Origin of the sequence: Chryseobacterium urinae, assembly GCF_030518295.1 — a bacterium.
In the GTDB taxonomy this organism is placed as follows: Bacteria; Bacteroidota; Bacteroidia; order Flavobacteriales; family Weeksellaceae; genus Chryseobacterium; species Chryseobacterium mucoviscidosis.
This window is the reverse complement of record NZ_JAULSJ010000016.1, coordinates 1-25,562: the sequence shown is the minus strand read 5'-3', so window position 1 is coordinate 25,562 and position 25,562 is coordinate 1. Positions and strand designations below refer to the sequence as shown.

General features: G+C 36.2%; 18 protein-coding genes and 1 tRNA gene. 12 read left to right on the top strand and 7 right to left on the bottom strand.

From position 1 onward, the window contains the following. Window positions 1–49: 49 nt before the first annotated feature. Window positions 50–2,056: an NAD-dependent DNA ligase LigA gene (gene ligA / locus QWT87_RS11675; protein ID WP_302716232.1), complete on the bottom strand. Its 2,007-nt coding sequence runs from the start codon at window positions 2,054–2,056 to the stop codon at window positions 50–52. 242 nt (window positions 2,057–2,298) lie between these two features. Between ligA and QWT87_RS11670 the strand changes: the two genes are divergently transcribed. From QWT87_RS11670 to QWT87_RS11635, 8 genes are all read left to right on the top strand, one after another. Next, window positions 2,299–5,406: a TonB-dependent receptor gene (locus tag QWT87_RS11670; RefSeq protein ID WP_302716231.1), complete on the top strand. Its 3,108-nt coding sequence runs from the start codon at window positions 2,299–2,301 to the stop codon at window positions 5,404–5,406. 367 nt (window positions 5,407–5,773) lie between these two features. Beyond that, window positions 5,774–6,517, top strand: coding sequence for a glycerophosphodiester phosphodiesterase family protein (locus QWT87_RS11665; protein ID WP_302716230.1), 744 nt, complete (start codon window positions 5,774–5,776; stop codon window positions 6,515–6,517). 298 nt (window positions 6,518–6,815) lie between these two features. Beyond that, a complete protein-coding gene (locus tag QWT87_RS11660; protein ID WP_302716229.1) occupies window positions 6,816–9,779 on the top strand; it encodes a SusC/RagA family TonB-linked outer membrane protein in 2,964 nt (987 codons plus the stop codon). A gap of 11 nt (window positions 9,780–9,790) precedes the next feature. After that, on the top strand, window positions 9,791–11,242 hold the full coding sequence (locus QWT87_RS11655) for a SusD/RagB family nutrient-binding outer membrane lipoprotein (protein ID WP_302716228.1): 1,452 nt from the start codon (window positions 9,791–9,793) through the stop codon (window positions 11,240–11,242). An 88-nt stretch (window positions 11,243–11,330) separates the two neighbouring features. Next, entirely contained in the window at window positions 11,331–12,914 is a 1,584-nt protein-coding gene (locus QWT87_RS11650) for a calcineurin-like phosphoesterase family protein (protein ID WP_302716227.1), read from the top strand. A gap of 157 nt (window positions 12,915–13,071) precedes the next feature. Continuing rightward, window positions 13,072–13,785, top strand: coding sequence for a 3-ketoacyl-ACP reductase (locus tag QWT87_RS11645; RefSeq protein ID WP_302716226.1), 714 nt, complete (start codon window positions 13,072–13,074; stop codon window positions 13,783–13,785). Between the two features lie 1,320 nt (window positions 13,786–15,105). Next, on the top strand, window positions 15,106–15,933 hold the full coding sequence (gene prmA / locus QWT87_RS11640; RefSeq protein WP_302716225.1) for a 50S ribosomal protein L11 methyltransferase: 828 nt from the start codon (window positions 15,106–15,108) through the stop codon (window positions 15,931–15,933). Between the two features lie 71 nt (window positions 15,934–16,004). Further along, window positions 16,005–16,847, top strand: a complete 843-nt coding sequence (locus QWT87_RS11635; protein WP_302716224.1) for an SH3 domain-containing protein — start codon at window positions 16,005–16,007, stop codon at window positions 16,845–16,847. A 113-nt stretch (window positions 16,848–16,960) separates the two neighbouring features. Here the strand turns inward: QWT87_RS11635 and QWT87_RS11630 are convergent, their stop codons facing one another. From QWT87_RS11630 to QWT87_RS11615, 4 genes are all read right to left on the bottom strand, one after another. Continuing rightward, window positions 16,961–17,206 (bottom strand): hypothetical protein, encoded by a 246-nt coding sequence (locus tag QWT87_RS11630; protein WP_302716223.1) that lies wholly within the window; start codon window positions 17,204–17,206, stop codon window positions 16,961–16,963. 271 nt (window positions 17,207–17,477) lie between these two features. Next, window positions 17,478–17,810 (bottom strand): helix-turn-helix domain-containing protein, encoded by a 333-nt coding sequence (locus tag QWT87_RS11625; protein WP_273076889.1) that lies wholly within the window; start codon window positions 17,808–17,810, stop codon window positions 17,478–17,480. Further along, window positions 17,782–18,033, bottom strand: a complete 252-nt coding sequence (locus QWT87_RS11620; protein WP_087706855.1) for a hypothetical protein — start codon at window positions 18,031–18,033, stop codon at window positions 17,782–17,784. Before QWT87_RS11620 ends, QWT87_RS11625 begins: the two co-directional genes overlap by 29 nt. Next, complete coding sequence (locus tag QWT87_RS11615) at window positions 18,014–18,475, bottom strand: transposase (protein ID WP_185209144.1); 462 nt, start codon at window positions 18,473–18,475, stop codon at window positions 18,014–18,016. The genes QWT87_RS11620 and QWT87_RS11615 overlap by 20 nt, the downstream gene beginning before the upstream one ends. A 500-nt stretch (window positions 18,476–18,975) precedes the next feature. Between QWT87_RS11615 and QWT87_RS11610 the strand changes: the two genes are divergently transcribed. From QWT87_RS11610 to QWT87_RS11595, 4 genes are all read left to right on the top strand, one after another. Further along, entirely contained in the window at window positions 18,976–21,153 is a 2,178-nt protein-coding gene (locus QWT87_RS11610) for a beta strand repeat-containing protein (protein ID WP_302716222.1), read from the top strand. Window positions 21,154–21,270: 117 nt separating this feature from the next. Beyond that, window positions 21,271–22,266 carry a T9SS type A sorting domain-containing protein gene (locus tag QWT87_RS11605; RefSeq protein ID WP_302716221.1) on the top strand — a complete coding sequence of 332 codons (996 nt, stop codon included), beginning with the start codon at window positions 21,271–21,273 and terminating at the stop codon, window positions 22,264–22,266. 19 nt (window positions 22,267–22,285) lie between these two features. After that, window positions 22,286–23,170: a hypothetical protein gene (locus QWT87_RS11600; protein ID WP_302716219.1), complete on the top strand. Its 885-nt coding sequence runs from the start codon at window positions 22,286–22,288 to the stop codon at window positions 23,168–23,170. Window positions 23,171–23,569: 399 nt separating this feature from the next. Continuing rightward, on the top strand, window positions 23,570–25,279 hold the full coding sequence (locus QWT87_RS11595) for a helix-turn-helix transcriptional regulator (RefSeq protein WP_302716218.1): 1,710 nt from the start codon (window positions 23,570–23,572) through the stop codon (window positions 25,277–25,279). 55 nt (window positions 25,280–25,334) lie between these two features. Here the strand turns inward: QWT87_RS11595 and QWT87_RS11590 are convergent. Both QWT87_RS11590 and QWT87_RS21265 read right to left on the bottom strand, forming a co-directional pair. Further along, window positions 25,335–25,404, bottom strand: a tRNA-Lys gene (locus tag QWT87_RS11590). Further along, window positions 25,387–25,506 (bottom strand): hypothetical protein, encoded by a 120-nt coding sequence (locus QWT87_RS21265; protein ID WP_407933589.1) that lies wholly within the window; start codon window positions 25,504–25,506, stop codon window positions 25,387–25,389. Before QWT87_RS21265 ends, QWT87_RS11590 begins: the two co-directional genes overlap by 18 nt. Window positions 25,507–25,562 lie beyond the last annotated feature (56 nt).

Here is a 25,562-nt window from a genome sequence, read left to right as displayed (position 1 = left end):
ATTGAAAATTAATCTCAATGGTTTATTATGTTAAATATTTTTATAATTTTTACTGTTTTTCTACCAAATCCAAAAACTGCTGTTCATCCAGAATTTCAATTGTTCCGATGTCCTGTGCTTTTTTCAGTTTGCTTCCTGCTTTTTCGCCAACGACAAGGAAATTAAGGTTTTTGGATACTGCCGAAATATTTTTTCCGCCGTGTTTTTCCACCATTTCTTCTGCCGCTTCTCTTGTAAATAATGATAATTTTCCGGTAAAAAGGAATGTTTTACCTTCCAGAACATTGGATAAAACTTCGTTCGTGCTTTCGCCTTTTTCCAGTTGTACTCCGTAAGATTTTAACCTTTCGATCATCAAAATATTTTCGGAATTTGCAAAAAACTCAACGATGCTTACCGCGATTTTGGTTCCAATATCTTCTACTTGGCAAAGCTCTTCCACCGTTGCATTTTTCAGATCTTCGATGGTCGGGAAATTTTTTACCAGTTTTTTGGCAACCGTTTCTCCGACGTGTTTTATCCCGATTCCGTACAGTACTTTTTCAAACGGAATTTCTTTGGATTTTTCGATTCCTGAAATGATGTTCTGTGCCGATTTTTCTGCCATTCTTTCAAGCGGAAGAAGCTGCTCTTTTGTTAAGACATAGAAATCTGCCGGATTTTCAATTAATCTTTCTCTGTAAAGCTGTTCGATGGTTTCACTTCCCAGATTATCAATATTTAAAGCTTTTCTCGAAACATAATGAATCATTCTTCCTACAACCTGTGGCGGACAGTGAAGGTCATTCGGACAGAAATGAATTGCCTGATCTTCAATTTTTACAAGCTCAGTGCCGCATTCTGGACAATTTTTGATGTATTCAATTTCCTTGCTTTCTTCCGTTCTTTTTTCGGTATTGACGCCGACAATTTTTGGAATAATTTCACCGCCTTTTTCTACATAAACGAAATCATTTTCATGAAGATCAAGTTTTTTAATAATATCTTCATTGTGAAGTGAAGCTCTTTTCACAATTGTTCCGGCTAATAAAACAGGTTTCAGATTCGCAACCGGAGTGATGGCTCCTGTTCTTCCGACCTGATAAGAAACACTTTGCAGTTCGGTTTCCACTTTTTCAGCCTTAAATTTATAAGCCATAGCCCAGCGTGGAGATTTTGCAGTATATCCAAGCTGTCTCTGCTGTTTTAAAGAGTTGACTTTTAAAACGATACCGTCAATTTCAAACGGTAAATTATGTCTTTCAACATCCCAGAAATTAATAAATTCCTTCACCTCATCCAAAGTCGTACACAATTTTGCCTGCTGAGAAGTTTTAAAACCCCAGCTTTGCGCTTTCTGAAGCAGTTCCCAATGCGATGCTGCAGGAATATCTTCTGAAATAAACTGATACAGAACCGATGAAAGCCCGCGTTTTCTCACCTCACCGCTGTCCTGCATTTTAAGACTTCCGCTTGCTGTATTTCGGGGATTCATGAAAGGATCAAGACCTTCTTCCTCACGCTGTTTATTGATTTTATCGAAATTTTTCCGGGTTAAATAAATTTCTCCGCGCATAAAGAAATGTTCAGGGAAATCACCTTTCAGTTTCAGAGGAATATCCGAAATGGTACGAACGTTTGCTGTAATTTCATCACCCTGAAATCCGTCTCCACGGGTTACTGCCTGAACCAGTTTTCCGTTTTCATACAAAATGGAGATCGAAGCACCATCATATTTCAGTTCGGCAACAAATTCTACCGGTTCGTCAATGGTTTTAATAATTCTTTTTTCCCAGTCTTCAAGATCATCAAAATCATAAGAATTATCTAGAGAATACATTCTGAATTTATGCTGAACCGTAGGAAAGACTTTGGTAATTCCTCCGCCGACACGAACAGTAGGAGAGTTTTCATCATAAAATTCGGGATATTGGGCTTCCAGATCACGAAGTTCTTCCAGCAACATATCAAAATCATAATCCGAAATCGTCGGAGTATCAAGGAGATAATAATTTTCGTTATGCTGATGAAGCTCTTTTCGCAGATCTTCTATTTTCTGTTGTATGTTTTCGGACATCGGGTTTTTATCTTTTCAGCAAAAATAAATAAAAGAAATTCCAATTTAAAAAATAAGGGAATTAAATATTCCGCGAAAATTAAAAAGTTGTAACATATTTAAACCCACTGATTATCCACCAGATAAAATCGGGGTTAAAATTCAGGTAACATAAGGTTCCCATATAATTTAAAAAATGTTAAAACTCCCTTAAACAGAGGATCCTGAAAGTCAAAATACATTTGCAAAGCTAATTTGTAGATATGAGAAAAGTAAAGATTGTATTGGGACTATTGTTCCTGAGTTTTGGAACGCTTGCGTATGCGCAGACCACTCAGGCTTCTATTGTAGGAAAAGTTACCGGAACTGGAAAAGCTCCGCAGGAAAAGGTAAAAGTAACCATTGTAAATGAATCGACAGGGTTTAAAACGGAAACGGAAACCAATTCGAAAGGGGAATATATTTTCAAAGAAATTCCTTTGGGCGGCCCTTACACGGTATTCGTAAATGATGAAAAGAGAGAAGGATACAACGTAAATTTTGGAGATCAGGTAACGGTAAACGTAGATCTGGGAAGAGAGAAAAGCATTGAAGAAGTGGTTGTTACCGGAAATTTAAAAAACAAAATCGGGAATTTAGGTGCTGCAACAGCCATCACAACCAAAAATATCGGAATTTTGCCTGTAAACGGAAGAAACTTCAACAACCTTGCTGAACTTTCACCTTTGAGCGGTAAAAATGGAAGTATTTCCGGACAGTTGGGTTCTTCCACTAATTTTACCATTGACGGAATGACAGCGAAAAATCCTACATCTGCAGGTTCTACCACAAGCAGAAGTAATGCTCCCTTTTCTATTTCCATCGAAGCGGTTCGTGAATTTAAAGTAACCACCAATCAATATGATGTCACATTGGGAAGAAGCGGAGGAGGAACCGTAAGTGCGGTTACAAAATCCGGAACGAATACATTCTCTGGAAGTGCATGGGAATATTTAAGAACAAACTGGCTTTCCAGCAAATACGACATCAGGGGAAATAAAATCAACAACGATTTTTCTACTTCCCAGTTTGGGTTCTCTTTAGGCGGGCCGATCATCAAAAACAAACTGCATTTCTTCGTTGCATGGGATCATCAGTTGGATTCAAGACCATTGCAGATTGCCGATATCAAATCTCATGACGACGAATTGAGGTTAAATACCACAACAGCTACTTTAAATAAATTCCTTGACATTGCCAGAGCAAAATATGGCGTTGGAAATACACCGCAGTTCGGAAGTTTTGATAAAGTGAGAAATTCTGATGCCGGATTTTTGCGTTTAGACTGGCAGATTAACGATAAAAATTTATTAACTCTAAGAAATAACTTCACCTACGATCTGAACAAAAACGGTTTAGGAGACAACACAGCGATCAATGCATTTGAATCGTATGGAAATGATAAAAATCTGGATAACAGTTTGCTTTTGACTTTAAGATCCAACTTAAAACCGAATATGACGAACGAACTGAAGGCGCAGTATCTTTACACGTTTCAGGACAGTTATCAGAACGATCAGCTTGGTCATCCCGTTCCGAGAGCCATTGTCGAAAATATCGTAACCAATATCGACGGAAAAGATAAGGCAACCAATATTCAGATCGGAGGTCACCGTTTTGCGCAGGAAAGTTTCAGGAATAATGTTTTCCAGATCGTAGACAATTTATACTACAATACGGATAAAATCAAATATACATTCGGAGCAGATTTAATGTACACGATGGCAAAATCGTTGTACGGAAGTGAAGTGAACGGAAGATTCCACTTCAGGGAGAATCCTACAGCCAACGGTGGAGATAATTTATTTAATTTCAATAATCTTGTGGCGTACAGATTTTACAGAGAAGTTCCTTTAATGCAGGATCCTTCTGTAAAGTCCAATATTTATAATTTGGGAGTTTACGGACAGATTCAGACAAAAATTGCAAAAGGTCTGGATTTAATGGCGGGTTTAAGATTGGATTACGGCGGTTATCCCAAAGCAGGCTTCAACCAGAAATTATATGATGAAATGGGAATCCGGACAGATAATCAGATCAAATCATTCATCATTCAGCCAAGATTCCAGTTCGATTGGAATATTAATGAAGGAAATAAAGACTTCCTGAAATTTGGAGCCGGAATTTTCTCTTCAGACATCAACAATTATATGATTATCAATAATCTGGTGTTTGACGGAAGACATTTGGCAACAGTGGATGTAAATCCTTCACAGATTGGTCTTAAGCCGGATTTCATAAGTTACAGAAACGATTACGGAACGGTTCCTACTTTAGCACAGTATCAGCTTCCTACCATTAACTACACAGGAAAAGATGCAAAAATTCCGATGGTTTATAAAGCCAATGTTTCTTATACGCACTTCTTCAACGAGAGATTCAGAGCGGGAGTTGCGGGTTACATGACGTTGGGAAGAAACAACTATTTCTACTACGACAGAAATATGGTGGCAAATCCGTATTTTACGCTGGATAATGAAGGAGGAAGAGGCGTTTTTGTTCCTGCAGCAACCATTGCAGCCAACGGAACACTGAACTGGAAAGATGGGAGAATCAACAAAAATTTTGGAAGAGTTCTGGAATTGGTGAGTGATGGAAAAGTCAATCAGTTTTCATTCGTATTAGATACAAGTTACCGTTACTGGAAAGACGGAGAAATTACAGCAAGTTACACTTGGGCGGACATCAAAGACAATACTTCGTATAACGGAAACGTAGCCAATTCTGCAACACTGTCTACCATGGTTTCGGGAGATCCGAGAAATTTAAGAATGACGTATTCGGATAACCAGTTCAGAAACAAAGTCGTGATTTATGGTAATTCACCAACGATTGCAGGATTTACTTTAGGAGTCCGTTACGCAGGAATCGGCGGAACCCGTTTCTCTGTAACGGCAGGAGGAAATGTAAACGGAGATTTCGTAGACACGAACGATTTAGCTTACATTTTCCCGAATCTTACGCAGACTTTAATTGATAATCCTGAAGTGGGACAGGCTTTGAAGAACTACATTACAGATTACAACAACAAAGTTGCAGAAAGAAACGGCGGAAAGAACGGTTTCTACGGAGTTTGGGATGTTCGTGTAGCAAAGAAAATCAAATTTGAAAAAATCGGAGCCTTTGAACTTTCAGTGGATATTTTCAACGTTGCCAATTTACTTAACAAAGAATGGGGCGTTAACAAATCTTATGGAAATACGGCACTGTACAGAATTACAGGATTTGATCAGGCGACAAAACAGTTCAAATACAGCCTGAATACAAGCGGACTGGAGCCACTTTCCGGAAATCCTTACCAAATCCAGATCGGAGCGAAATATTCTTTCTAATCTAAAAATAAGTTTAAACTCATTTTAAATGTAACCGCAAAAGAGACAAAAGACTTTGTTGAGTTTATTTAAAGTATTTCAAAAGTCTGCAAGAGAAAAATCTTAGATTTTTTTAACTTATGTGCTCTTTTTTACATCTAAGTACTCAACTTAAATAGCTAAAGTGTTAAAATCTTTTGCGGTAAAAAAGTTTAGACAAGTTTAATGTAAAAAATGTAAATGGTCAATTTTGCTTTGCAAGTCAATTGTTAATTTTAAATAACTGATCATTGAAAGCGAAGGATTCACAATTGACGATTCACTTAAATAAATTTATATACCTTTATCTGAAAGTTGAAAGACTTTCGAATACTATTCAAATTATATTATGAAAAATTTTATCTTAGGGTTAGCAGTTTTAAGCACAGTTGGAATGAAGGCACAAACCCAGATCGTAGCACACAGAGGATATTGGCAGACGCAGCCGCCCACGACAGAGAATTCTCTGAAATCGTTGGAAAATGCGCAGAATTTAAAGATTTACGGATCTGAATTCGATGTGAGAATGACGAAAGACGGAGTTTTGGTGGTAAACCACGATGAACATCACGCCAAAATGGAAATTTCCGAAACAGATTTTAAAGAACTGGAAAAAGTAAAATTATCCAACGGTGAAGATTTTCCCACTCTGAAAGACTATTTAAAACAGGGTAAAAAAGATAAATCGCTAAAACTGGTGGTTGAAATAAAGCCTGACAAAACCAAGGAAAAAGAAGATGAACTGACGGCGAAAACCATCAAAATGATCAAGGATATGAAGCTTGGAGCGCAATGCGATTTTATTTCTTTCAGCTTAAATATCTGTAAGGAAATTAAAAGACTGGAACCCACTTTTAAAGTTCAGTATCTGAAAGGAGAGCTTTCTCCGCAGCAGATCAAGGACGAAGGTTTGGACGGAATCGATTACCATTACAGCATTTTCCAGAAAAATCCTACATGGATTGCAGATGCAAAAGCTTTGGGACTGATCACCAATGCATGGACGGTAAATGACGTTGCCATTGCCGATGAATTAAAAAAACAGGGAATTGGTTTCATCACTACCAATATTCCGGATCTGCTTAAAAAATAAGATCATATCATCTTTATACAGAAAGTCTGTCTCTTTTGAGGCGGACTTTTTTGTTTTAAAATTCAGCCAACTTTGTGGTATCCCTTATTTACTCAGGAAAAGACAATAAAATTAGGGAAATAAATCAGCTTTAAAATATTAAAAATTATTCATTCGTTTAACCTCTTGTTAACCAGTTGGCTGTACAATGTTATTAAGGTTTAATTAATATGGCGTTTAATAATTCTTTAATAAATGTTAAAATAGTATTAAAATCCTACTCATAATATCGTTTTAGTTTTGCGCAAACAAAAAGGATATGCGTAAAGAGACACAAAAAGTACTCATTTTATCATTACTAGGATTTGTCAGTGTAAATCTGGCAGCTCAGCAAAAAGTGAAAAGAGATACCATTAAGAACATCGACGAAGTTGTGGTAACCGCTTTGGGAATCAAGAGACAAGACAAATCTTTAGGATATGTTGCCGAAAAAGTAAATTCAGACACTTTTGAAGAAACTCAGAACAACAACTGGGCTCAGTCTATGGAAGGAAAAGTTGCCGGACTGAAAGTTCAGACGGCTGGAGCGGGACCGCTTGCCAGTTCCAGAATTACTTTAAGAGGTGAAAAGTCGATGGTATTGGATAATAATTACGCATTGATCGTTGTAGACGGAATTCCTTTGGGAAATTCCACCACAGGAACCGGAACTCCGGCCTACGGAGCGGGTTCAGGAGGTGATGTTCCGATTGATTTAGGAAACGGACTGAACAGCATCAATCCCGATGATATTGAATCGGTAACCGTTCTGAAAGGAGCTTCTGCAGCCGCATTATACGGATCCCGCGCTGCGAACGGAGCTTTGATGATCACTACAAAATCAGGAAAAAGTAAAAACGGAAAAATTCAGGTAACCTTCAATTCCTATTCAAGTTATGATACGGTTTTGAAATGGCCGGATTGGCAGTACGAATACGGACAGGGAACTTTAGCTAAAAATACAGCAGGGCAATTCTATTATTCTTACGGTGCTTCGGCAGACGGCGTAAGTACCGGAGGAACGAGCAGTGCTTTCGGACCGAAATTCGCGGGACAGTATTATTTTCAGTATGATCCTACCGTTGGCGGACAGAGCAAGGAAAGACAGCTTTGGAGAGCTTATGAAGACAACATCAAAGGATTCTGGAGAACAGGTTCTACTTATTCTAACAGTCTTTCGGTGGAAAGTTCCAATGATAAAACCAATTTCAGAACATCGCTTACCTATCTTAATAACGAATGGATGATGCCGAATACAGGTTTCGACCGACTGAATTTTGCTTTGTCGTTCGCGCATCAGTTAACCAAAAAATTAAAAATTTCCACCAAATTTACTTTCAATAAAACATCAAGTGACAATCTTCCGGCAACGGGATATAATAACCAGTCGATTTCCTATTTCATGATCTTCCAGAATCCGAATGTGGATCTTGCATGGTATCAACCCATCTGGAAACCGGGACAGGTGCAGATCGATCAGATTCACCCTTTCAGTACGTTTATCGACAATCCTTACCTCATCGCTTACGAAATGCTGAACGGAGTGGATAAAAAAACGATTTTCGGAAACATTACGGCAGATTATCAATTCAATAAAAATTTCAGTCTGATGTTAAGATCCGGACTGGAAGTGCTGAACGAAAAAAGAACAACAAAACGTCCGTGGAGTTCCGCCAATTATGCAAAAGGATTCTACAGAGAACAGTACATTAAAAATCACGAATACAACAACGATTTTTTATTTTCGTACAAACAAAGCTTTAATAAATTCAATATTTCTGCATCTGCCGGAGGAAGCATCCGTTACAATCAGTATGTGATGAATGATTATCAGGCAAACGGATTGAAAATTGCCGGAGAATACAATCTTACCAATGCGCTTGGAATTGATGTAAAATATCCGAGACCGGGTGACGAGCAGGTAAACAGTGTCTATGGTTTGGTAACATTGGGATACGACAATAAATTCTTTGTGGATGTTACCGGAAGAAACGACTGGAGTTCCACACTTCCGAAATCCAACAGATCATTCTTTTATCCTTCCGTAAGTACGAGTTTCATCCTTTCAGAAATTTTTAAATTGAAAAGCGACCGTTTCAATTACTGGAAACTGAGAGCTTCGTGGGCAAAAGTAGGAATCGACGGTTCTCCTTACCAGTTAGATACCTACTACGATACCAGTTCCATCACAGGAAGTGTGGTAGCGAGAAATATCTTCAACAATCCGAATCTTAAGCCTGAAAAAAATGCCAACGTAGAAGCTGGGATGGATTTCAGCGTATTAAAGAACAGGTTGAATTTTAATTTCACACTGTATCAGAACATGAGTGAAAACCAGATTATTCCGGTTTCTCTTCCTTATGAAAGCGGTTATTCCCAAAGAATCATCAACGCAGGGAAAATCCGAAACAGAGGTATGGAATTATCTTTAAATACGACACCTTTTAAAACCAAAAGCTTCTCCTGGATGATCGGAGCCAACTGGTCTGCCAACGAAAACAGAGTACTTACCACGTCCGAAGGCTTCGACGGAATTATTTCAACCGTGGGAGGAGTGGTTTTTTATAAAGCCGTTGTAGGAGGTTCTTTGGGCGATATGTATGGTTTCAAACTGGTAAAAAACAGTCAGGGACAGGTTGTTTATGACAACGCAGGATTGCCTTTAAGACCTGCAGAAATAGAAAAAGTAGGAAACGCATTCCCGAAATGGAGAGCCGGTCTACAGAATGATTTTAAAATTAAAAATTTCACCGTAAGCTTCTCATTCGACGGTCAGTACGGTGGTGTTGCGTATTCGCAGTCGCATCACAAAATGTCGGAACAGGGAAAACTGAAATCTACACTTCCGGGAAGAGACAATCCGAACGGAATGATCGTAGGAGAAGGAGTTGTACAGAATCCGGACGGTTCTTACAGCCCGAATACAAAAGCGGTTACCGTATCTGCTTATTATGCAGAATACTACAGAAGAGCCAACGTGGAAACGAATACATTCAGCACAGATTTTATCAAACTGAGAGATGCAAGAATTGCCTATTCTTTCCCGAAAGAAACCATAAAATCTTTAGGACTGCAGGATCTTACCTTAGCTATTTTCGGAAAAAATCTATGGATGTGGACGAAGTTCCCGATGTTTGATCCTGAAGTAGCCACTTTAGATAACGCCACCATTACTCCCGGAGTGGAAATGGGGCAGCTTCCAACCGCCAGAACCGTTGGATTTCAGTTAAATCTTAAATTTTAAATCTTAAAAAAATGAAAAAATTATTCATCAACATAGCTTTGGTTGCTTCACTTTTTATTTTCAATTCTTGCGACAGAAATTTTGAAGAAATCAACACAGATACCAGTAAAATTCTCAATCCGTCTGTAGGAAGCCTTCTGGCTCCCATTCAGTACGAAATGGCAAACTACGGATACAGCAGAGCTAATGATTTTACTTTCGATATCATGCAGATCGGTCTGGATTTTCCGAATGAAGGAAATACGTACAGCAGATATTATATGACGGAAGGAAGCGGAAACGGTGTCTGGAACACCTCTTACAAATGGCTGAAGCAGGTAAATGACCTGAGAACTTTTGCCAAAAAAGAGCAGAACAACAATTATCTGGCGATTTCCATGGTCTTGAATGCGTGGATCTACTCCAATCTTACCGATGCTTTCGGAGATGTGCCTTTTTCTGAAGCGGTAAAGATCGATCAGGGAATCATTACCCCGAAATACGACAGCCAGAAAGATATTTACGTTCAGCTTTTAAATGATCTTAAAACAGCAAACAGCTTATTCGATACGACGAAAACATTAACGGAAACGGATCTTTTCTATAATGCCAATAATAATGTGACGGGAATCGTTAACTGGAAAAAGTTCTGTAATTCTTTGTCATTAAGATTATTAACAAGAATTCTTAAAAGAAACGGAGAAGTAAATGTTCATGAAAGAATTCAGGAAATTGTAAGCAATCCTGCCACATATCCTATTTTCCAGAACAATACAGACAGCGCTTTATTAACCATTTCCGGAATTTCACCCTATCTTCCGCCGATCGCAAGACCGCAGGATTTTACAGCGTACCGTGCCGCAGGAGAATTTTTTGTGAATGCCATGAAAAACAATAATGATCCGAGAATGAGCATGTTCTTCACACAGGCAAAAGATCTGGCAACGAATGCAAACATCGGTTACAAAGGCGCTCCTTCAGGATATGCTTTGGGAAGTTCTTTCAATTATCAGCCTTCGAATTTCAATCAGAATCTGGCAAAAGCGCCGTTGAAAGATTTAATCATGACGTATTCTGAGGTTCAGTTTATCCTTGCAGAGCTTTCTTTTAAAGGGATTATTACAGGAAATACCCAGACTTATTATGAAAACGGAGTAAAATCGATTATTGAACAATGGGGAGCCACAGTTCCTTCCAATTATTTTACCAACGCTAATGTGTCTTACAACGGAACTTTTGAAAGAATTATGCTTCAGAAATACATTTCCTTATTCTTTGTAGACCATCAGCAATGGTACGAATACAGAAGAACAGGATTCCCGGTTTTACCGAACAACGGCGGGCTTCAGAACAATGGACAGATGCCGGTAAGATTTATGTATCCTACCCAGACCAAAGTGATGAACACTGCTAATTACAATGCAGCAGTTCAGGCAATGGGTGGAGACAATATCAATGTTAAAATGTGGTGGAATAAACCATAAACTTATCCGCAGGATCGGGCTTTAGCCCGATTTTTAGAAAAATAATCAGATTGGCTTCAGCCAAAACTTAAATGTAAATATCAATACAATGAACATAAAATTTTTAATGCCTTGTCTTTTAATTTCAGCAATGGCATTTTCACAGGCTTCTGTTTCGGGATATGTGTACGAAGACAGCAACAAAAATCAGAAGAAGGAAAACAAAGAAAAAGGAATTGAAGGAGTGGCGGTTTCCAACGGAGCTCAGGTTGTGTTAACCGATAAAAACGGAAGATACAGTCTTCCTGTTCAGGACGGACAGACCATTTTTGTTATCAAACCTTCCGGCTATATGACTCCTCTAAATGCAAATAATCTTCCTCAATATTATTATCAGTACAAGCCAAAAGGTTCTCCCACAGATTTTAAATACAAAGGTTCTGCACCTACAGGCGAACTTCCGAAAGAAATTAATTTTGCCTTAAATAAACAGAATGAAAGCAAAAATTTTGATATTCTGGTTTTCGGAGATCCGCAGCCTTATACGGAAAAACAATTGGATTACTTTCGAAGAGCCATTGTAAACGAAGTGAAAAGCACGAAGAAAAATGCGGTGTTAGGAATCAGTCTTGGAGATTTGGTGGGAGATAATTTAAGCCTGCAAAAACCTTACGCAGATGTGATGAAAGAAATCGGGCTTCCTTGGTATAACGTGATGGGAAATCATGACATGAATTACGAAGCGAAAGAAGATATGCTTTCCGATGAGACTTTTGAATCCAATTTCGGACCAGCAAATTATTCCTTCAATTACGGAAATGTACATTTTATTATTCTGGATGATATTTTGTACCCCGATCCGCGCGACGGAAAAGGATATTGGGGAGGTTTCCGTGAAGATCAGATGCAGTTTATCGAAAACGATCTGAAACTGGTGGATAAAAATAAACTGATTGTTGTTTCTTTCCATATTCCTCTGGAGCATAAAAATGAAGATAATTTCAGAAATGCAGACCGCCAGAAATTGTTTGATAACCTTGCGCCGTTTAAAAATGCTTTGTTGCTTTCGGCGCACACTCACGTTCAGCAGCAGCTTTTTTACGGAAAAAAAGCAGGATGGAACGGTTCAAAAGATCTTCATGAATACAATGTAGGAACCACCTGCGGCGACTGGTGGTCCGGAACTTCGGATGATTTGGGACTGCCGACTTCCACGATGAGAGACGGAACAGCAAAAGGATATTCTTTCATCAGTTTTAACGATAACGAATATAAAGTAAAATATAAAACTGCCGGAAAGCCGGAAGATTATCAGATCAATTTATATGTTCCGAAAGTAGTTCCTTTCCCTTCAAAAACTTCTGCTAAAGTTTTGGCAAACTTCTTCATGGGAAGCAAAAAAGATAAGGTAGAATACAGAATAGACGGCGATAAATGGGAAGAAATGCAGTATGATGAAACCGTAGACCCAAGTTTTGCGATGTCGGTTTTCAAATGGGACACTACGCAGAATATTTTCCCCGGAAGAAGACCTTCCAATCCGGAATCTTCAAAACACATCTGGACTGGAGATTTCCCGAAAAAACTTTATTTAGGAAAGCATAAAGTTGAGGTAAGAGCAACGGATATGTATGGAAACCAGTTCTCTGCCACAGAAGAATTTGACGTTCAGAACCAGATTATTATTCCTTAATTTTCATTTATTACTATACTTTCAAAGAAACCGGCTCTACTTTGGAGTCGGTTTTGCTTTAAACATAAGCGGTTATTTATAAATTAATCATAATACGGATTTTTAGCTCGGCTAATGTTTCGTAAATTTGCATCAACGAATAAAAAATTCTTTAAAAATGAATATAAACGGAAAAAATGCCATCGTTACAGGAGGTGGAAGAGGATTGGGAAAAGCAGTAGCTTTAGCTTTGGCAAATGAAGGAGTAAACGTAGCTATCACGGGAAGAAATGAAGAAAACCTTAAAATGGTAGTCGATGAAATCCAGAAACTGGGAGTAAAATCGACTTATGCGGTTTTCAGTATTGATAATGAAATCCATGTAAAAGCAGGAATCGATTCTATTGCCGAGCAATTGGGAGGTGTTGATATTTTAATTAACAACGCAGGGATCGGAGATTTCGGTTCTATTGAAGAAATGCCTTCCGAAACCTGGGAACAGGTAATTAAAACCAATCTTTTCGGAGTATATTATGCGGCAAAAGCAGTTTATCCTTTCATGAAAGAAAAAGGAGAGGGAGATATTGTAAACGTAGCGTCTACAGCAGGTCTGAAAGGCGGGCCGAATATGTCGGCTTACGCAGCATCCAAAGCAGCAGTAGTTTCCCTGTCTCAGTCGATGATGGCAGAATGGAGAAAACAGAATATTCGTGTGATTACCTTAACACCGAGCACGATTGCTTCAGATATGTCGATTCAGGGCGGTTTAACAGATGGAAATCCTGATAAAGTTCTTCAGCCGGAAGACTTTGCAGAGTGGGTAAGAGATATTTTAAAAATGAACAGAAGAGCGTTGATCGCAAACGGTTCTATTTTCTCTACCAATCCTTAATTGGTTTAAAGTTTAAAGTTTAAAATTGAAAGTTTAATGTTTTGAGTTCTGGATTTTTTCGGACTCAAGATATGAAACTATTGTAAAAAGCGGACTTCGGTTCGCTTTTTTTCTGCGGGAAATCTGTCATTCTGAACGGGAATGAAGTGGGAGTGAAGGATCCCTAATCAATAAACAACAGATTTTTCTTACGTCAGAAATAGAGAGTCTTCCTTCGTCAGAATGACAAAGTAACTGTATCATCTTTGCTGAGTGAAACGCCCTTGCGAACGAAAAATATTCTCAATAATTTCAAATAAACCTTTGCGTGTATTGCGTTTAAAAAGAAACCATTAAGAACATTTAAGCAGTTAAGAAAGATTAAGAATTTGCAGGTAAACTGAAGTGTATGCTTAAAAATAATTAGGATGTAATAAAAATTTCTCTGTGTGCTTATTTAAGTGAAACGCCTTAGCGAACTTAAAAATATCCAGTAAGTTTTGAAAGAAAAATCTTCGCGGACTTTGCGTTAAAAACAAAACTAATCGAAACCAGCAATATTCCAGAAATAAAAAATAGAGATTCTTCCTTCGTCAGAATGACAAAGAAAACCATTAAGAGAATTTAAGCAGTTAAGAAGAATTAATAATTTGCAGGCAAACTGAAGGATAAGTTAAAAAAATGCTTTGCGTGCTTATTTAAGTGAAACGCCTTTGTGAACTTAAAAATATGCAGTAAGTTTTTAAAAGAAAATCTTCGCGGACTTTGCGTTAAAAACAAGAACAGCAATATTCCAGAAATAAAAAATAGAGATTCTTCCTTCATCAGAATGACAAAGTAAACGTGTCACCTTTGCTAAGTGAAACGCCCTTGCGAACGAAAAATGTTTTCAATAATTTCAAATTAACCTTTGCGCTTATTGCGTTTAAAAAGAAAACCATTAAGAACAGTTAAGCAGTTAAGAAGGATTAAGAACTTGTAGGCAAACTGAAGGATAAGTTTAAAAAAATGCTTTGCGTGCTTATTTAAGTGAAACGCCTTAGCGAACTTAAAAATATGAAGTAAGGTTTTAAAAGAAAAATCTTCGCGGACTTTGCGTTAAAAAACAAAACCAGCAATATTCCAGAAATAGAAAATAGAGATTCTTCCTTCGTCAGAATGACAAAGTAACTGTATCATCTTTGCTGAGTGAAACGCCCTTGCGAACGAAGAATATTCTCAATAATTTCAAAGATATCTTTGCGCCTATTGCGTTAAAAACAAAATCAAAGTGTCAAAAACAAAAGAACAATATTCCAATAAATCAAAAAAGTAGTTTTATTTTTGCAACAAATTATTCACATGCAAAATTATTTAGAATTCGATTTCAAAATCACACCGCTTCAGCCGTGGAACGAAATATTAATGGCAGAACTTATTGAGATAGGTTTCGACAGTTTTACGGAAGAAATCAATGGTATTTTAGGATATATTCAGAAAGAATTATTTAATGAAGAAGAGCTGAAATCTCTGCCGCTTTTTCAGAATGATGAGGTGAAAATTGAATACACTTTTAAGGAAATGCCGAACATCAACTGGAATGAAGAGTGGGAAAAGAACTTCGAACCGATTAATATTGATGATAAAGTACTGATCAGAGCAGAGTTCCATGAATCTGTTCCGGGAATGCACGAAATTGTTATTCAGCCGAAAATGTCTTTCGGAACTGGGCATCATCCGACAACGCATCTGATGATTCAGCAGATGATGGATATTGATTTTAACGGTAAAAAAGTGCTGGATATGGGTTGCGGAACATCGGTTCTGGCAATTTATGCAAAACAGATCGGAGCCGGAGAAACCAAAGCGATTGATATCGATGAATGGTCGGTGGAAAACTCCAAAGAAAATGCAGTAAGAAATAATGTGGAACTGGATATTGAGCTGGGAACTGCAGAAAATTTAGGCAAAGAACATTACGATATTATCTTGGCAAACATCAACAGAAATATTTTAATTTCAGATATTCCGACGTATGTTTCGGTATTAAATGAAGGTGGAAAATTACTGCTTTCCGGATTGTGTTTCTTTGATGTAGATGACATTCTTGAAGTGTGTAAGGAAAACGGTTTAACGCTTACAAAAAAACTTCAGAGAGAAGAATGGGTAAGCTTGCTGCTTGAAAAATAAATAATCAAATTTTCATCTAGCCTAAACCTCAATCTTAGCCTTAGTCTTAACCTCAGTTTTAACCAAGTCTTATGAAAACCTTTTTCACCATTCTGTTTGTATTCGTTGTTCAGATTTTTTCTGCGCAGGAAGACGATTACGTGTACGCAAACGGAGTTTTCGATTTTGAAGAAAATAAAACACAGAAAATATTCACGGACTGGACGAGGATAAGACAGTCTCCGAATATTACTTCTCCAATTTTAGATTCTTTGCAGAGCAATCAGCAGATTTTAATTATTAAAAAAGACGAAACGATCCTGAAATTAGGTGAAAGAAGAGCAAACTGGTATAAAATTTCTTACCAGAAAGGGGATACAACTTCCGAAGGTTATGTTTGGGGCGGAAATCTGTGTATAGGATACAGAAATAAGAACGGCTATGATTTTCTTTTCGGTCTCACCAAAACATTAGCAAAGAAAAATCCGGATTTTAACGGAACCATTCAGCAGAATTACGCTTCTGTAAAAGTTATGGAAGGAAATACACTGATTGATGAGGTTTCTTTTGAAACAGGTTCGGGAGAAAGCTTAAGCTACGGAAGTTTTGCAACGGAAAGTAATCATAAGCTGAAAAACGTTGAACTGACTTTAAAAGCTACTGTTTCGGGGGAAGCCTGTGGAATTCCAAGTTATGACCAATATATTTTGTTTAGAAATAAAAAGCTGATAGCTTTACCTCAGTTAATGAGCGTTGGTGATGCCGATGTTTATTACCATTCTGAAGAATTTGTCTTCCCGAATGACAAAGGCGGAATTCCCAATGCTTTCATCTTTAAAATGAAAGAAATGGAAAAGGATGAAAAAGACCGTGAAAAGAAGAAAAAGGCTACTAAAACGTACGTTTGGGACGGAAGTTTTTATCGCTTGAAGTAAAGTCAAATAGGTTGTCTCAAAAATCAAACTATTTGACTTTTGTCATTCTGAGAGCAGCGAAGAATCTCTAAAAATCAATTAATTAAGATTCTTCACTATATTCAGAATTTACTTTATTTGTTTAAGGTTATAATGTAACTGTAAGCTATTTTTAATCTCTCATTGCAATATTCCATAATTATTTTTTCTTCTTTTTCATAAAAAGATGGAAATAATGATTTGCAAATTTGTATAGATCCCCATATAATTTTTAAAACTCTTGAGAAAGTAATTGCTTTTTGTCTTTTTTTTAAATTATTTTCCTTTATAAGTTTTTGTATTCTTTGTTCTACATAAAGTTTTACTTTTTTCTTTGTCATAAATTTATTTTATTTATTTCACAAAGATTTAGCTTTTAATTTATTGTCTATCAGAGTGAACTGAAAAAAAATAAAAATATAATTATCAATTTATAGTGTGATGCTAAGAAATTTTAATAGGGTGTAAATTAAAAGAGGACTGAAATGGATCAGTCCTCTTTTGGTTTTTAATTGCAACTTTTAGGTTGAATTAATTTGTCCCGCTGTTTCAAAAATCATTTATTGATCAACAAATCAGGACGCTGTTATATATGAAGTGTTTTTTTATTTTTTATCGGATGAAATTTATTTCCTTTATTTTTTTCCATTTTGTAACGGTATTTCTGCTCATTTTAAAATGACTGGCAAGCTGGCTATTGTTGAGTTTATTCTTTTTTTGATATTCAAGAATCTCAGATATTGTTTTTTTGTCGTAGGAACGGTATTGCTGATTAAAAGCTTCATTGTTCTTACCGAATATAAGCTCATTCAGTCTTATAATGTCTACAAAAGACAGATGTTTTTTGGAAAGCAACTTTGTGCATTTTTCCTTTTTCTCGGGATATTTTTCAGACAACAGATCATTGTAAATTCTTTTATAATTCGGTTTTTTTAATTCTTTCATACCAATAATAATATCTTTCTACTGTAAAACTTACCTTTTCATTTTCAAAATACACATACAGAACTTTCTTCATTATTTTTTTTCTTTCTACATAAATCCACAGATCTTCTTCAGAATGGTCTAAATTTTTTTCTCCTAGAAGATGAATGATTTCCTGTTTGCTTTTTTCTTTAAGCTGATGCCGCGTAATATGGTCTGCATTTTTATGTGATTGATGTTTCATTTTGCCTGATGAGACTTTTATCATGTTTGTAAATCCATTTATATAAGGTGGTTTTAGGAATATTATACTGATCCATAATTTCATTTTTAGACATTTTTCCGTTATTTACCTTTTCCAGAATAAACTCAATAATCTCTTTGGTATAGATGTTTTTCCGGAATTGTGGTAAAGACGAGGTTTTCCCAGAAGATCTTTTGTTATAATTTACATTTCTCTGGGGCGCATGCAAAATCAGGTGCTGCGAGTAAATCCTGAAAAAATCATATTCTAACAGTTTAGACCATTTCAGCAGATCTTCGCATCGGATGTCTTTACTCTCAAAATGTTTTTGAATTTGCTCTTCACAGCACTTAAAAAAATGTGTAATTCTCTTCATATCCATATTGCTTTCTTTTACCCTCTGATGTATGAGCATGCCAATGTGAATAGATTTATAAGCCATAATTTGTGTTTTCTAATAATAAAGAAACAGAAGTTCAGTAAAAAACTTCTGATTTTTTTCTTCTGAGAACCTTGGAAATTCTCATCATAATGTTAAATGATCTTTTTTGATTAACTCTGAAATTACTTTAAATAGTTTAATAAAAAGAGTGAGCTTTTAACCGAAGCAAATTTCTTTAAAAAGATTAATTCTTAAAAAAAATGTATTCCATTAATTCGGATTTTATGGAATATTCTGAAATTTTCAGGTCTTTTTTACTCCGAAAATACATGGAGAATAAAAAATTATATTGATGGGTTTAAGTTGTTGATTTTCAATTTTTTGATGTTGTTTTTTTATTATATGAAATCGTAATTTGTTGAATCATTCGTTTATTTTGAAGAACGATAAATGATAATTTTGCCCAACTTTTAATTCTTCTACATCCTCTCAGCTTACTTGTTGATACTATCGGATCTCAATCAAATTATTTGAATTAAATAAGGAAATCATAAAAAAACATGAATAGAAAAATTGTACTCGTAATGGTATTATCCATGACCGGAATTTTAACAAATGCACAGACATCTCCCGGAAAAGTAGGGATCAATACCACATCCCCCAATGCAACATTGGACGTTGCTGGAAATCCAACAGACGTAAATGCTGCAGATGGAATTCTTGCTCCACGTCTTACAGGAGATGAATTGAAAGCAAAAGACGCTCTGTATGATACTCCACAAATAGGAACCTTGGTGTATGCAACAGCAGCAGCAAATCCTACTACGACAAAAACAATAAACGTAACCTCAGAAGGATATTACTATTTCGATAGCAATAAGGTTTGGCAGAAAGTAGTCAATGGAACTGGTGTTGCCAATGGAAATTTCTGGGCACTTACTGGGAATTCTGGAACCAATCCTGTTCCTTCTGGAACTCAATTTTTAGGAACCACAGATGCTCAAGATTTTCAGGTTAAAGTAAATAACAGCGAGATTATGCGTGTAAAGAACAGCAATGGTCACGTACATTATGGAAATATCCTAGACAGATCTGCATCGCCCAATGTTCAAGATGCTGATAGAAACTGGACTGGAGGAACAGCTACACTTTCGACTAGTTATCAAAACCTTCCAAGCAGTTTTGCCGTTGGGAACGAAATTACCAGTATTCCAGCTGGAAATTCAGGAACGGCAAATGTACGCTTCAACTCGGTTGTAACAGGAGCTGTCAATAACAATTATTTTGGAACGTATTTGTTTGACGTCCTTCGTGGTGGAGGAACAGCTCCCATAAGAGGTCTTTTTCAAAATTTATTTTTAGATAATGGAGCTACATACAGCGGACAAACCATTAGTGGTAATGCAAGTACAGTTACTATTCGTACAACAACTACTACTGCAACTCCAGGTCTTTTTACCGCTGCTTATGATGGAACTTTTAATAACGCAGGAACTGTATCTGGATCAGGCTATGTTGCGGGATTAAAAGCACAAGTTGGGGGGGCAGGAAATTTTTCTGTTCCCAATATTTATGGGGTAAGAGGTCTGCTTACTGGAGGTAATATCTCTGGCAATGGAATTGGTGTAGAGGGTTTTATTTCATCGGGGACTTATGGTACAGGTACTCAATCCATAGGGTTGCGTTCGGAAGTTTCTGCTTCTCAGGTTAAGAATGGTTACGGTTTGTACATTGGTACTATAAACGGTACAGATTCTCAATATGGTATTTATCAATCAGATGCAGACAACAACATTTTATTTGGGAATACCAGAATTGGGAATACTACAAACCCTGTAGCTACATTAGATGTTGCGGGTACAGCAAGGGTATCCAATACTACGGCAAGTACTGCTACAAAAGTCTTGGGAGCAGATGCAAACGGGCAATTGAATGATATTACACTGGGATCAGGATTGGGATTATCTGCCGGAACATTATCAAATACAGGTGTTACGGGTTTATCTGCAACAGCTCCCATCACAGTAAGTGCTTCTACAGGAACAGCCACAATCGCTATCACCAGAAATGATCTTAATACAGGTACAAGCTCTTCCACGGCTACAAATCCGGTAACCATTACTAACGGAACAAGTGCTGTTGTAAACGGAGCAAATACTTCGGTTACGGTAAATAATACGGCTCCTTTATGGAATGCCAATCAGTTGCAGGGAGCCAATGTAAGTACAGCCGTACCCACAGATAAACAATACCTCAAATATAATGGTACAACTTCGCAATGGGAACCTACAACAGTGGATAAATCCGGAGCATCGTCAACCAATACAGGAACACAGAGTTTTGTGATTACTGCCGGAACTTCTTCTACCACACAGATTGCTTTAAACAATAAAACATTCGGGGGGAAAGTGGCAGATAATTTAAATGAATTTGATATTTCCACAGGGAAATTTACAGCAAAAGGCGACGGAGTAAGAGTTTTTTCTATTGCGTATAATTTTACGAGAAGCGGAACGGGAGCCACACCGGTTATCAGTTTTGCCATAAACGGAGTTTCAGGATCATCACAGTCTATCAATACTTCGGGAACCACAATTACCGGAACCTATATTTTCGCAGCCTATTTAACGAACGGCAGTACGTATTATCCGGAAATTAATATTACACTGGGCGGATCTACCAATCAGACCTATACTTTTACTCCAAACAGCAACTTTTTTGTAGTAACACAGCCTTGATTTTTCTGATGTTTTGAAACTTTCTGAATTTAAAACAGAAACAGAATAATCTGTAAAAAAATGTAACATTCTTGATTTTAAGAAATTATAAAACAGAATTTTTTTAAAATAATTTTTATGAACAAAAAATATGTATTCGTACTTTTAGTATGTTCTTCACTAGGGTTTGCCCAGCAGACACTGAAAACAGAAAATTACGAAAAGTACGCCACTACAAAAACAACGAGTGGCAAGATCGCTAAAAGCATAAACGAAGGGCTTTTTGCGGAAAACCTGATGGCATATCCGGGTTATGGAACTACGCAAAAACACTTTGTAATAGGGGAATTGGGAGCTTTACAAAACATTTACACCAACGTTTCCAAAGAAGAAAATACCTTGCTGGTTTCTTTTATCCTTAACCTTTCGAAAATTGATGAAAAAAAAGAATTTCATCTTCTGGATCTGAAGATACCAACTTCCATGTATAAAGGAAACAGTTTTGTACAACTGGCGGTAAAAAATGTGGGAAAACAATTTGTATTCACTTTAGCAGACAGTAATAATCCTGAAAACAAAGCATATCCTGCAAATACTTTTAATTATAATGAAGATCATTTGGTAGTATTAAAAATAAGCAATTTTAACACGACAAAAGCTGCCTGCGAATTATTTACCGATGAAGACATTACGAATTTAAAAGGAAGTATTGCAAAACTGCAGGATCTTAAATTACCTGCGAATAAAGAGCATGAAAACGGTAATGGAATTTTGTTTACCGCAGTACTACATCAAAGTAATAAAACATCTTCAACAGAAGGAAAAGTTGGTCTTCTGAAAATAAGCAGAGGAAAAGAGAAAGATATTCAGGATTTGGTAAATACAGAAACTACCAAATTAGCAGCTTCACAGGCAAAGCAGGGGATTCTCCAGCTATCTTCAAAAGAGTCTTACAAAAATGCTGAGGTAAAAATTTATAACGCAGCAGGAAATGTAGTTCAGCTTCTTTCAAACATTAGTACTGCCGGTAGAGGAGTACAGGAAATCAGAATCAATCCTTTGAATCAGGGATTATACATTTTTACAATTAAGGATGCTCAAAACCAGTATCAAACCAAGTTTATCGTTAAATAAAATAAAAATCAAACAAAAAATGAAGAAATTATTTATCATTGCAGGTGCATTTGCACTATCATCAGTATCTCATGTAGAAGCTCAGTCGGGAATAGCTGTGGAAAAAATTGCAATAGGTACAGAAGCAGTATACAACAGTGGACTGGATGATACTAAAATTGCCTATTTTCAAAATCAGCCTTCAACCGGCAATGGTACTTTTATCCATAACAGCGGATCTGTTACCATCGGAGATAAAAATACAGAAAACAGCAAAGCGCTTTTAGAATTATCTGCTACAGATAAAGGTTTTTTACCTACAAGACTTACCTCGGCACAAATCAATGCTTTGGGAGCATCTGCTTCAGAGCGCGGTATGATTGTATATGATACTACCAAAAAATGTCTTTCCCTGTTTGATGGTTCAGCATGGAACTGTGTAGGAGGTTCAGGATCAGGAGCTGTTTTTGTTGATTATAAGATTGTGGGTGCAGGAGGAATATTTAATGCCAATAATAATCAGGCAGGTTCCTCTCCATATATCGTTAAATCTGATGATTATCTGATTGAATGGCAGGCAAAATCTACCAATGCGCTTGGTTTTAATGTTTCCGTAGGAAATGCAACGCCTTACACGCTTCCTTTAGGAATCAATGCAGCAGCTAATTTCATCTTGCCGGATCCTGCTACATGTAAAGGAAGACAACTGAAAATTTACAATAATTCTTATGAAGCCAACTATCCTTCCGGAGCATATACTTATATCTGGACAAATTATCCGATTTATAATACAGCCAACAGCGGACAGTTTGCTTACGGATTACCGGCAGTTACCAATTATCAGATAGCTTGGGGAGCGAATCTTAATAAAGTTACCATTACAAGTAACGGAACGTATTGGGTATCGGATAATTACAATAATTAATATAAGATCTTTACTAATTAATCAGAAAAGATTATGGATTTCATCCTATATCTAAGAGCGAAATTTGGGAAAAGAATGTTTTTTTAATTCTGAACAAATTTCAATAACAATAAACGGGTTGTTTTTAAAAATATTATTCCGCGAAATAAAATGTTGGAAAGTATCTTAATCGTTTTATTTTCGTTGATGTCAGAAAGGCAAAAAGCCAATATTTAATTTTAGACAGCCTCGTTTTTTAGAAATAATTTTGATTAGCGCCTCAGATTAATTTGAGGTGCTTTTTATTTATGTTTGATATAATTTAAAAAAAATATTCATAAAACATATCATATCAGTATTTTAATCATAGAAAATAAGCATACTATACAACTGAAATGTTATTTTTGTATAAACCTAAGAATGATGAAAAGCTTCTTCCGTAAAAAAATATTCATATTATTTCTATACTGTATTCCTGTGTGTGCCATAGCGGGACAAAAAAATATTCAGAAGAATGCAGATTCTTTACAAAAATATTCTTTGGGTGATCTCATCAGAAAATCTTATTCTGAAAAAAATCCTAAAATCTATTGTGATGAGATGGCAAAAAGAAATTTGTCCGACAAAGATAAAATGAAATATTATAGAATCTGTGGAGAAAAGTATTATCTGGAAATAATGAATAACTTCGATAAATCACTACAGTTTATAAAAATTTCTAATTTTTACGCACAAAAAGAAGAGGATTTTACAATGTATGCCAACAATTTGAATATGATAGCGTTAATATATGCTCTTCAAAATAAGAATGATTTGGCATTGTCCTGCCTGAAAAAAAAGAGAATGTACGAATCTAAGGATAAGTCTAACATTCAGGAATTGATTTTTGGAGGTGATGAAGGTTTGGTGTATGGAGTAATAGGTGATTTTGACAAGAAAATAAAAGGCTACATAAAAGCAGTAAAAGATTTGGATGATTATCTGGCTAATCAAAAAAAAATCGCACCGGAAATTTTTCTAGAAATAAATCGTGCTAAGCGGGAAAAATATAACAGTATTGTAGACGCCTATCTGCTGCAGAAAAAATTAGATTCTGCAGCTTTTTATCTAAGAAAAATCAAAAGTTTACCTTTGTCTTTAAGTGATTTGGATAGCGAAGGAGTACGTGATAGTGAAATTCATTACGCTATTTTATCGGGAAATCTCGATGATGCTATTGAAAAGGCAAATAAAGATTTAAATGAGTTTAGAGATGACAAAGTAACAGTTTTTTACGACTCGTACTATTTAGCACAGGCTTATCTTCTCAAAAAAAAATATAAAACCTCATTGGCTTACTGTGAACAGGCACTTAAATCCAAACAAATAAGTTTTGGATTTATCAACTACGAGCTTGAACTTTATAACATCGCAATGCAGGCAACTGATAAAATGGGAGATGAAAAAGCATATCTTAAATATTCTCGGCTTTATGAGAAGGCAAACCAAAAGTTTGATTACAATTCAAAGGCAGATTTCATTGCCAAACTCTATAATTTAGACCAAATACAACCTCTTGAATATGAATTGAACCATACAAAAAGCTTTATGAGCTATCTATGGATAGCTGTTTTAGTGTTAGGATTGCTTACTGCTTATTTAGTCCATCGTTTTTTTACGCTGAAAAAATATAAAAAAAGATTTATGGAAATTAATGCGCATTTAGAAAAGCAAATTCCAGCCCCGATAAAAGATGAAAACAATACCAAGTCTAATAAAAATAATCTTTCTGATGAAAAGGAAAACGAAATTCTGGATAAACTGAATAAGTTTGAACAAAAGAAACAGTTTTTATCCCCTTCGATGTCTTTAAGCGTCCTTTCTGCGCAGATAGGAACGAACACGAATTATCTTTCATCCATTATTAAAAAGCATAAACAAAGCAATTTTAATAGCTATCTGAACCAGTTAAGAATCGACTATATTGTTATGAAGTTAAAACAGAATCCCGAATATCTGAATTACAAGATCAGCTATCTTGCAGAAGAATGCGGATTTTCTTCTCACACCGTTTTCAGCAGAATTTTTATCGAAAAAATGGGGATTCCTCCTTCAAAGTTTATTGAATATCTAAAAAAGGAAAGAGGGTAATATCTTTGGGTTATTATAAACAAAAAACTCACAACAAAATTGTGAGTTTTTTAAGTGAGCGCGAAAGGATTCGAACCTTTGACCGTCCCGATTAAAATCGGGATGCTCTATCCGGCTGAACTCTCAATTAGCTTTTGAATTTTGGAAGTGCTTTTCCATGACTTTATTTCCCTTTCTCTTTTATAAGCTTCAATTTTAAAATCAAAACTTTCTGAATAAACAATCATCCAGTCTTTAGCTTTCGAAGTAAAGGCATTATGATCCGATAAATGTTTCCTTAATC

Coding starts and splice junctions, on each gene's coding strand:
- ligA (WP_302716232.1), bottom strand. CDS start 2,056: ATGTCCGAAAACATACAACAGAAAATAGAAGATCTGCGAAAAGAGCTT.
- QWT87_RS11670 (WP_302716231.1), top strand. CDS start 2,299: ATGAGAAAAGTAAAGATTGTATTGGGACTATTGTTCCTGAGTTTTGGA.
- QWT87_RS11665 (WP_302716230.1), top strand. CDS start 5,774: ATGAAAAATTTTATCTTAGGGTTAGCAGTTTTAAGCACAGTTGGAATG.
- QWT87_RS11660 (WP_302716229.1), top strand. CDS start 6,816: ATGCGTAAAGAGACACAAAAAGTACTCATTTTATCATTACTAGGATTT.
- QWT87_RS11655 (WP_302716228.1), top strand. CDS start 9,791: ATGAAAAAATTATTCATCAACATAGCTTTGGTTGCTTCACTTTTTATT.
- QWT87_RS11650 (WP_302716227.1), top strand. CDS start 11,331: ATGAACATAAAATTTTTAATGCCTTGTCTTTTAATTTCAGCAATGGCA.
- QWT87_RS11645 (WP_302716226.1), top strand. CDS start 13,072: ATGAATATAAACGGAAAAAATGCCATCGTTACAGGAGGTGGAAGAGGA.
- prmA (WP_302716225.1), top strand. CDS start 15,106: ATGCAAAATTATTTAGAATTCGATTTCAAAATCACACCGCTTCAGCCG.
- QWT87_RS11635 (WP_302716224.1), top strand. CDS start 16,005: ATGAAAACCTTTTTCACCATTCTGTTTGTATTCGTTGTTCAGATTTTT.
- QWT87_RS11630 (WP_302716223.1), bottom strand. CDS start 17,206: ATGACAAAGAAAAAAGTAAAACTTTATGTAGAACAAAGAATACAAAAA.
- QWT87_RS11625 (WP_273076889.1), bottom strand. CDS start 17,810: ATGAAAGAATTAAAAAAACCGAATTATAAAAGAATTTACAATGATCTG.
- QWT87_RS11620 (WP_087706855.1), bottom strand. CDS start 18,033: ATGAAACATCAATCACATAAAAATGCAGACCATATTACGCGGCATCAG.
- QWT87_RS11615 (WP_185209144.1), bottom strand. CDS start 18,475: ATGGCTTATAAATCTATTCACATTGGCATGCTCATACATCAGAGGGTA.
- QWT87_RS11610 (WP_302716222.1), top strand. CDS start 18,976: ATGAATAGAAAAATTGTACTCGTAATGGTATTATCCATGACCGGAATT.
- QWT87_RS11605 (WP_302716221.1), top strand. CDS start 21,271: ATGAACAAAAAATATGTATTCGTACTTTTAGTATGTTCTTCACTAGGG.
- QWT87_RS11600 (WP_302716219.1), top strand. CDS start 22,286: ATGAAGAAATTATTTATCATTGCAGGTGCATTTGCACTATCATCAGTA.
- QWT87_RS11595 (WP_302716218.1), top strand. CDS start 23,570: ATGATGAAAAGCTTCTTCCGTAAAAAAATATTCATATTATTTCTATAC.
- QWT87_RS21265 (WP_407933589.1), bottom strand. CDS start 25,506: ATGATTGTTTATTCAGAAAGTTTTGATTTTAAAATTGAAGCTTATAAA.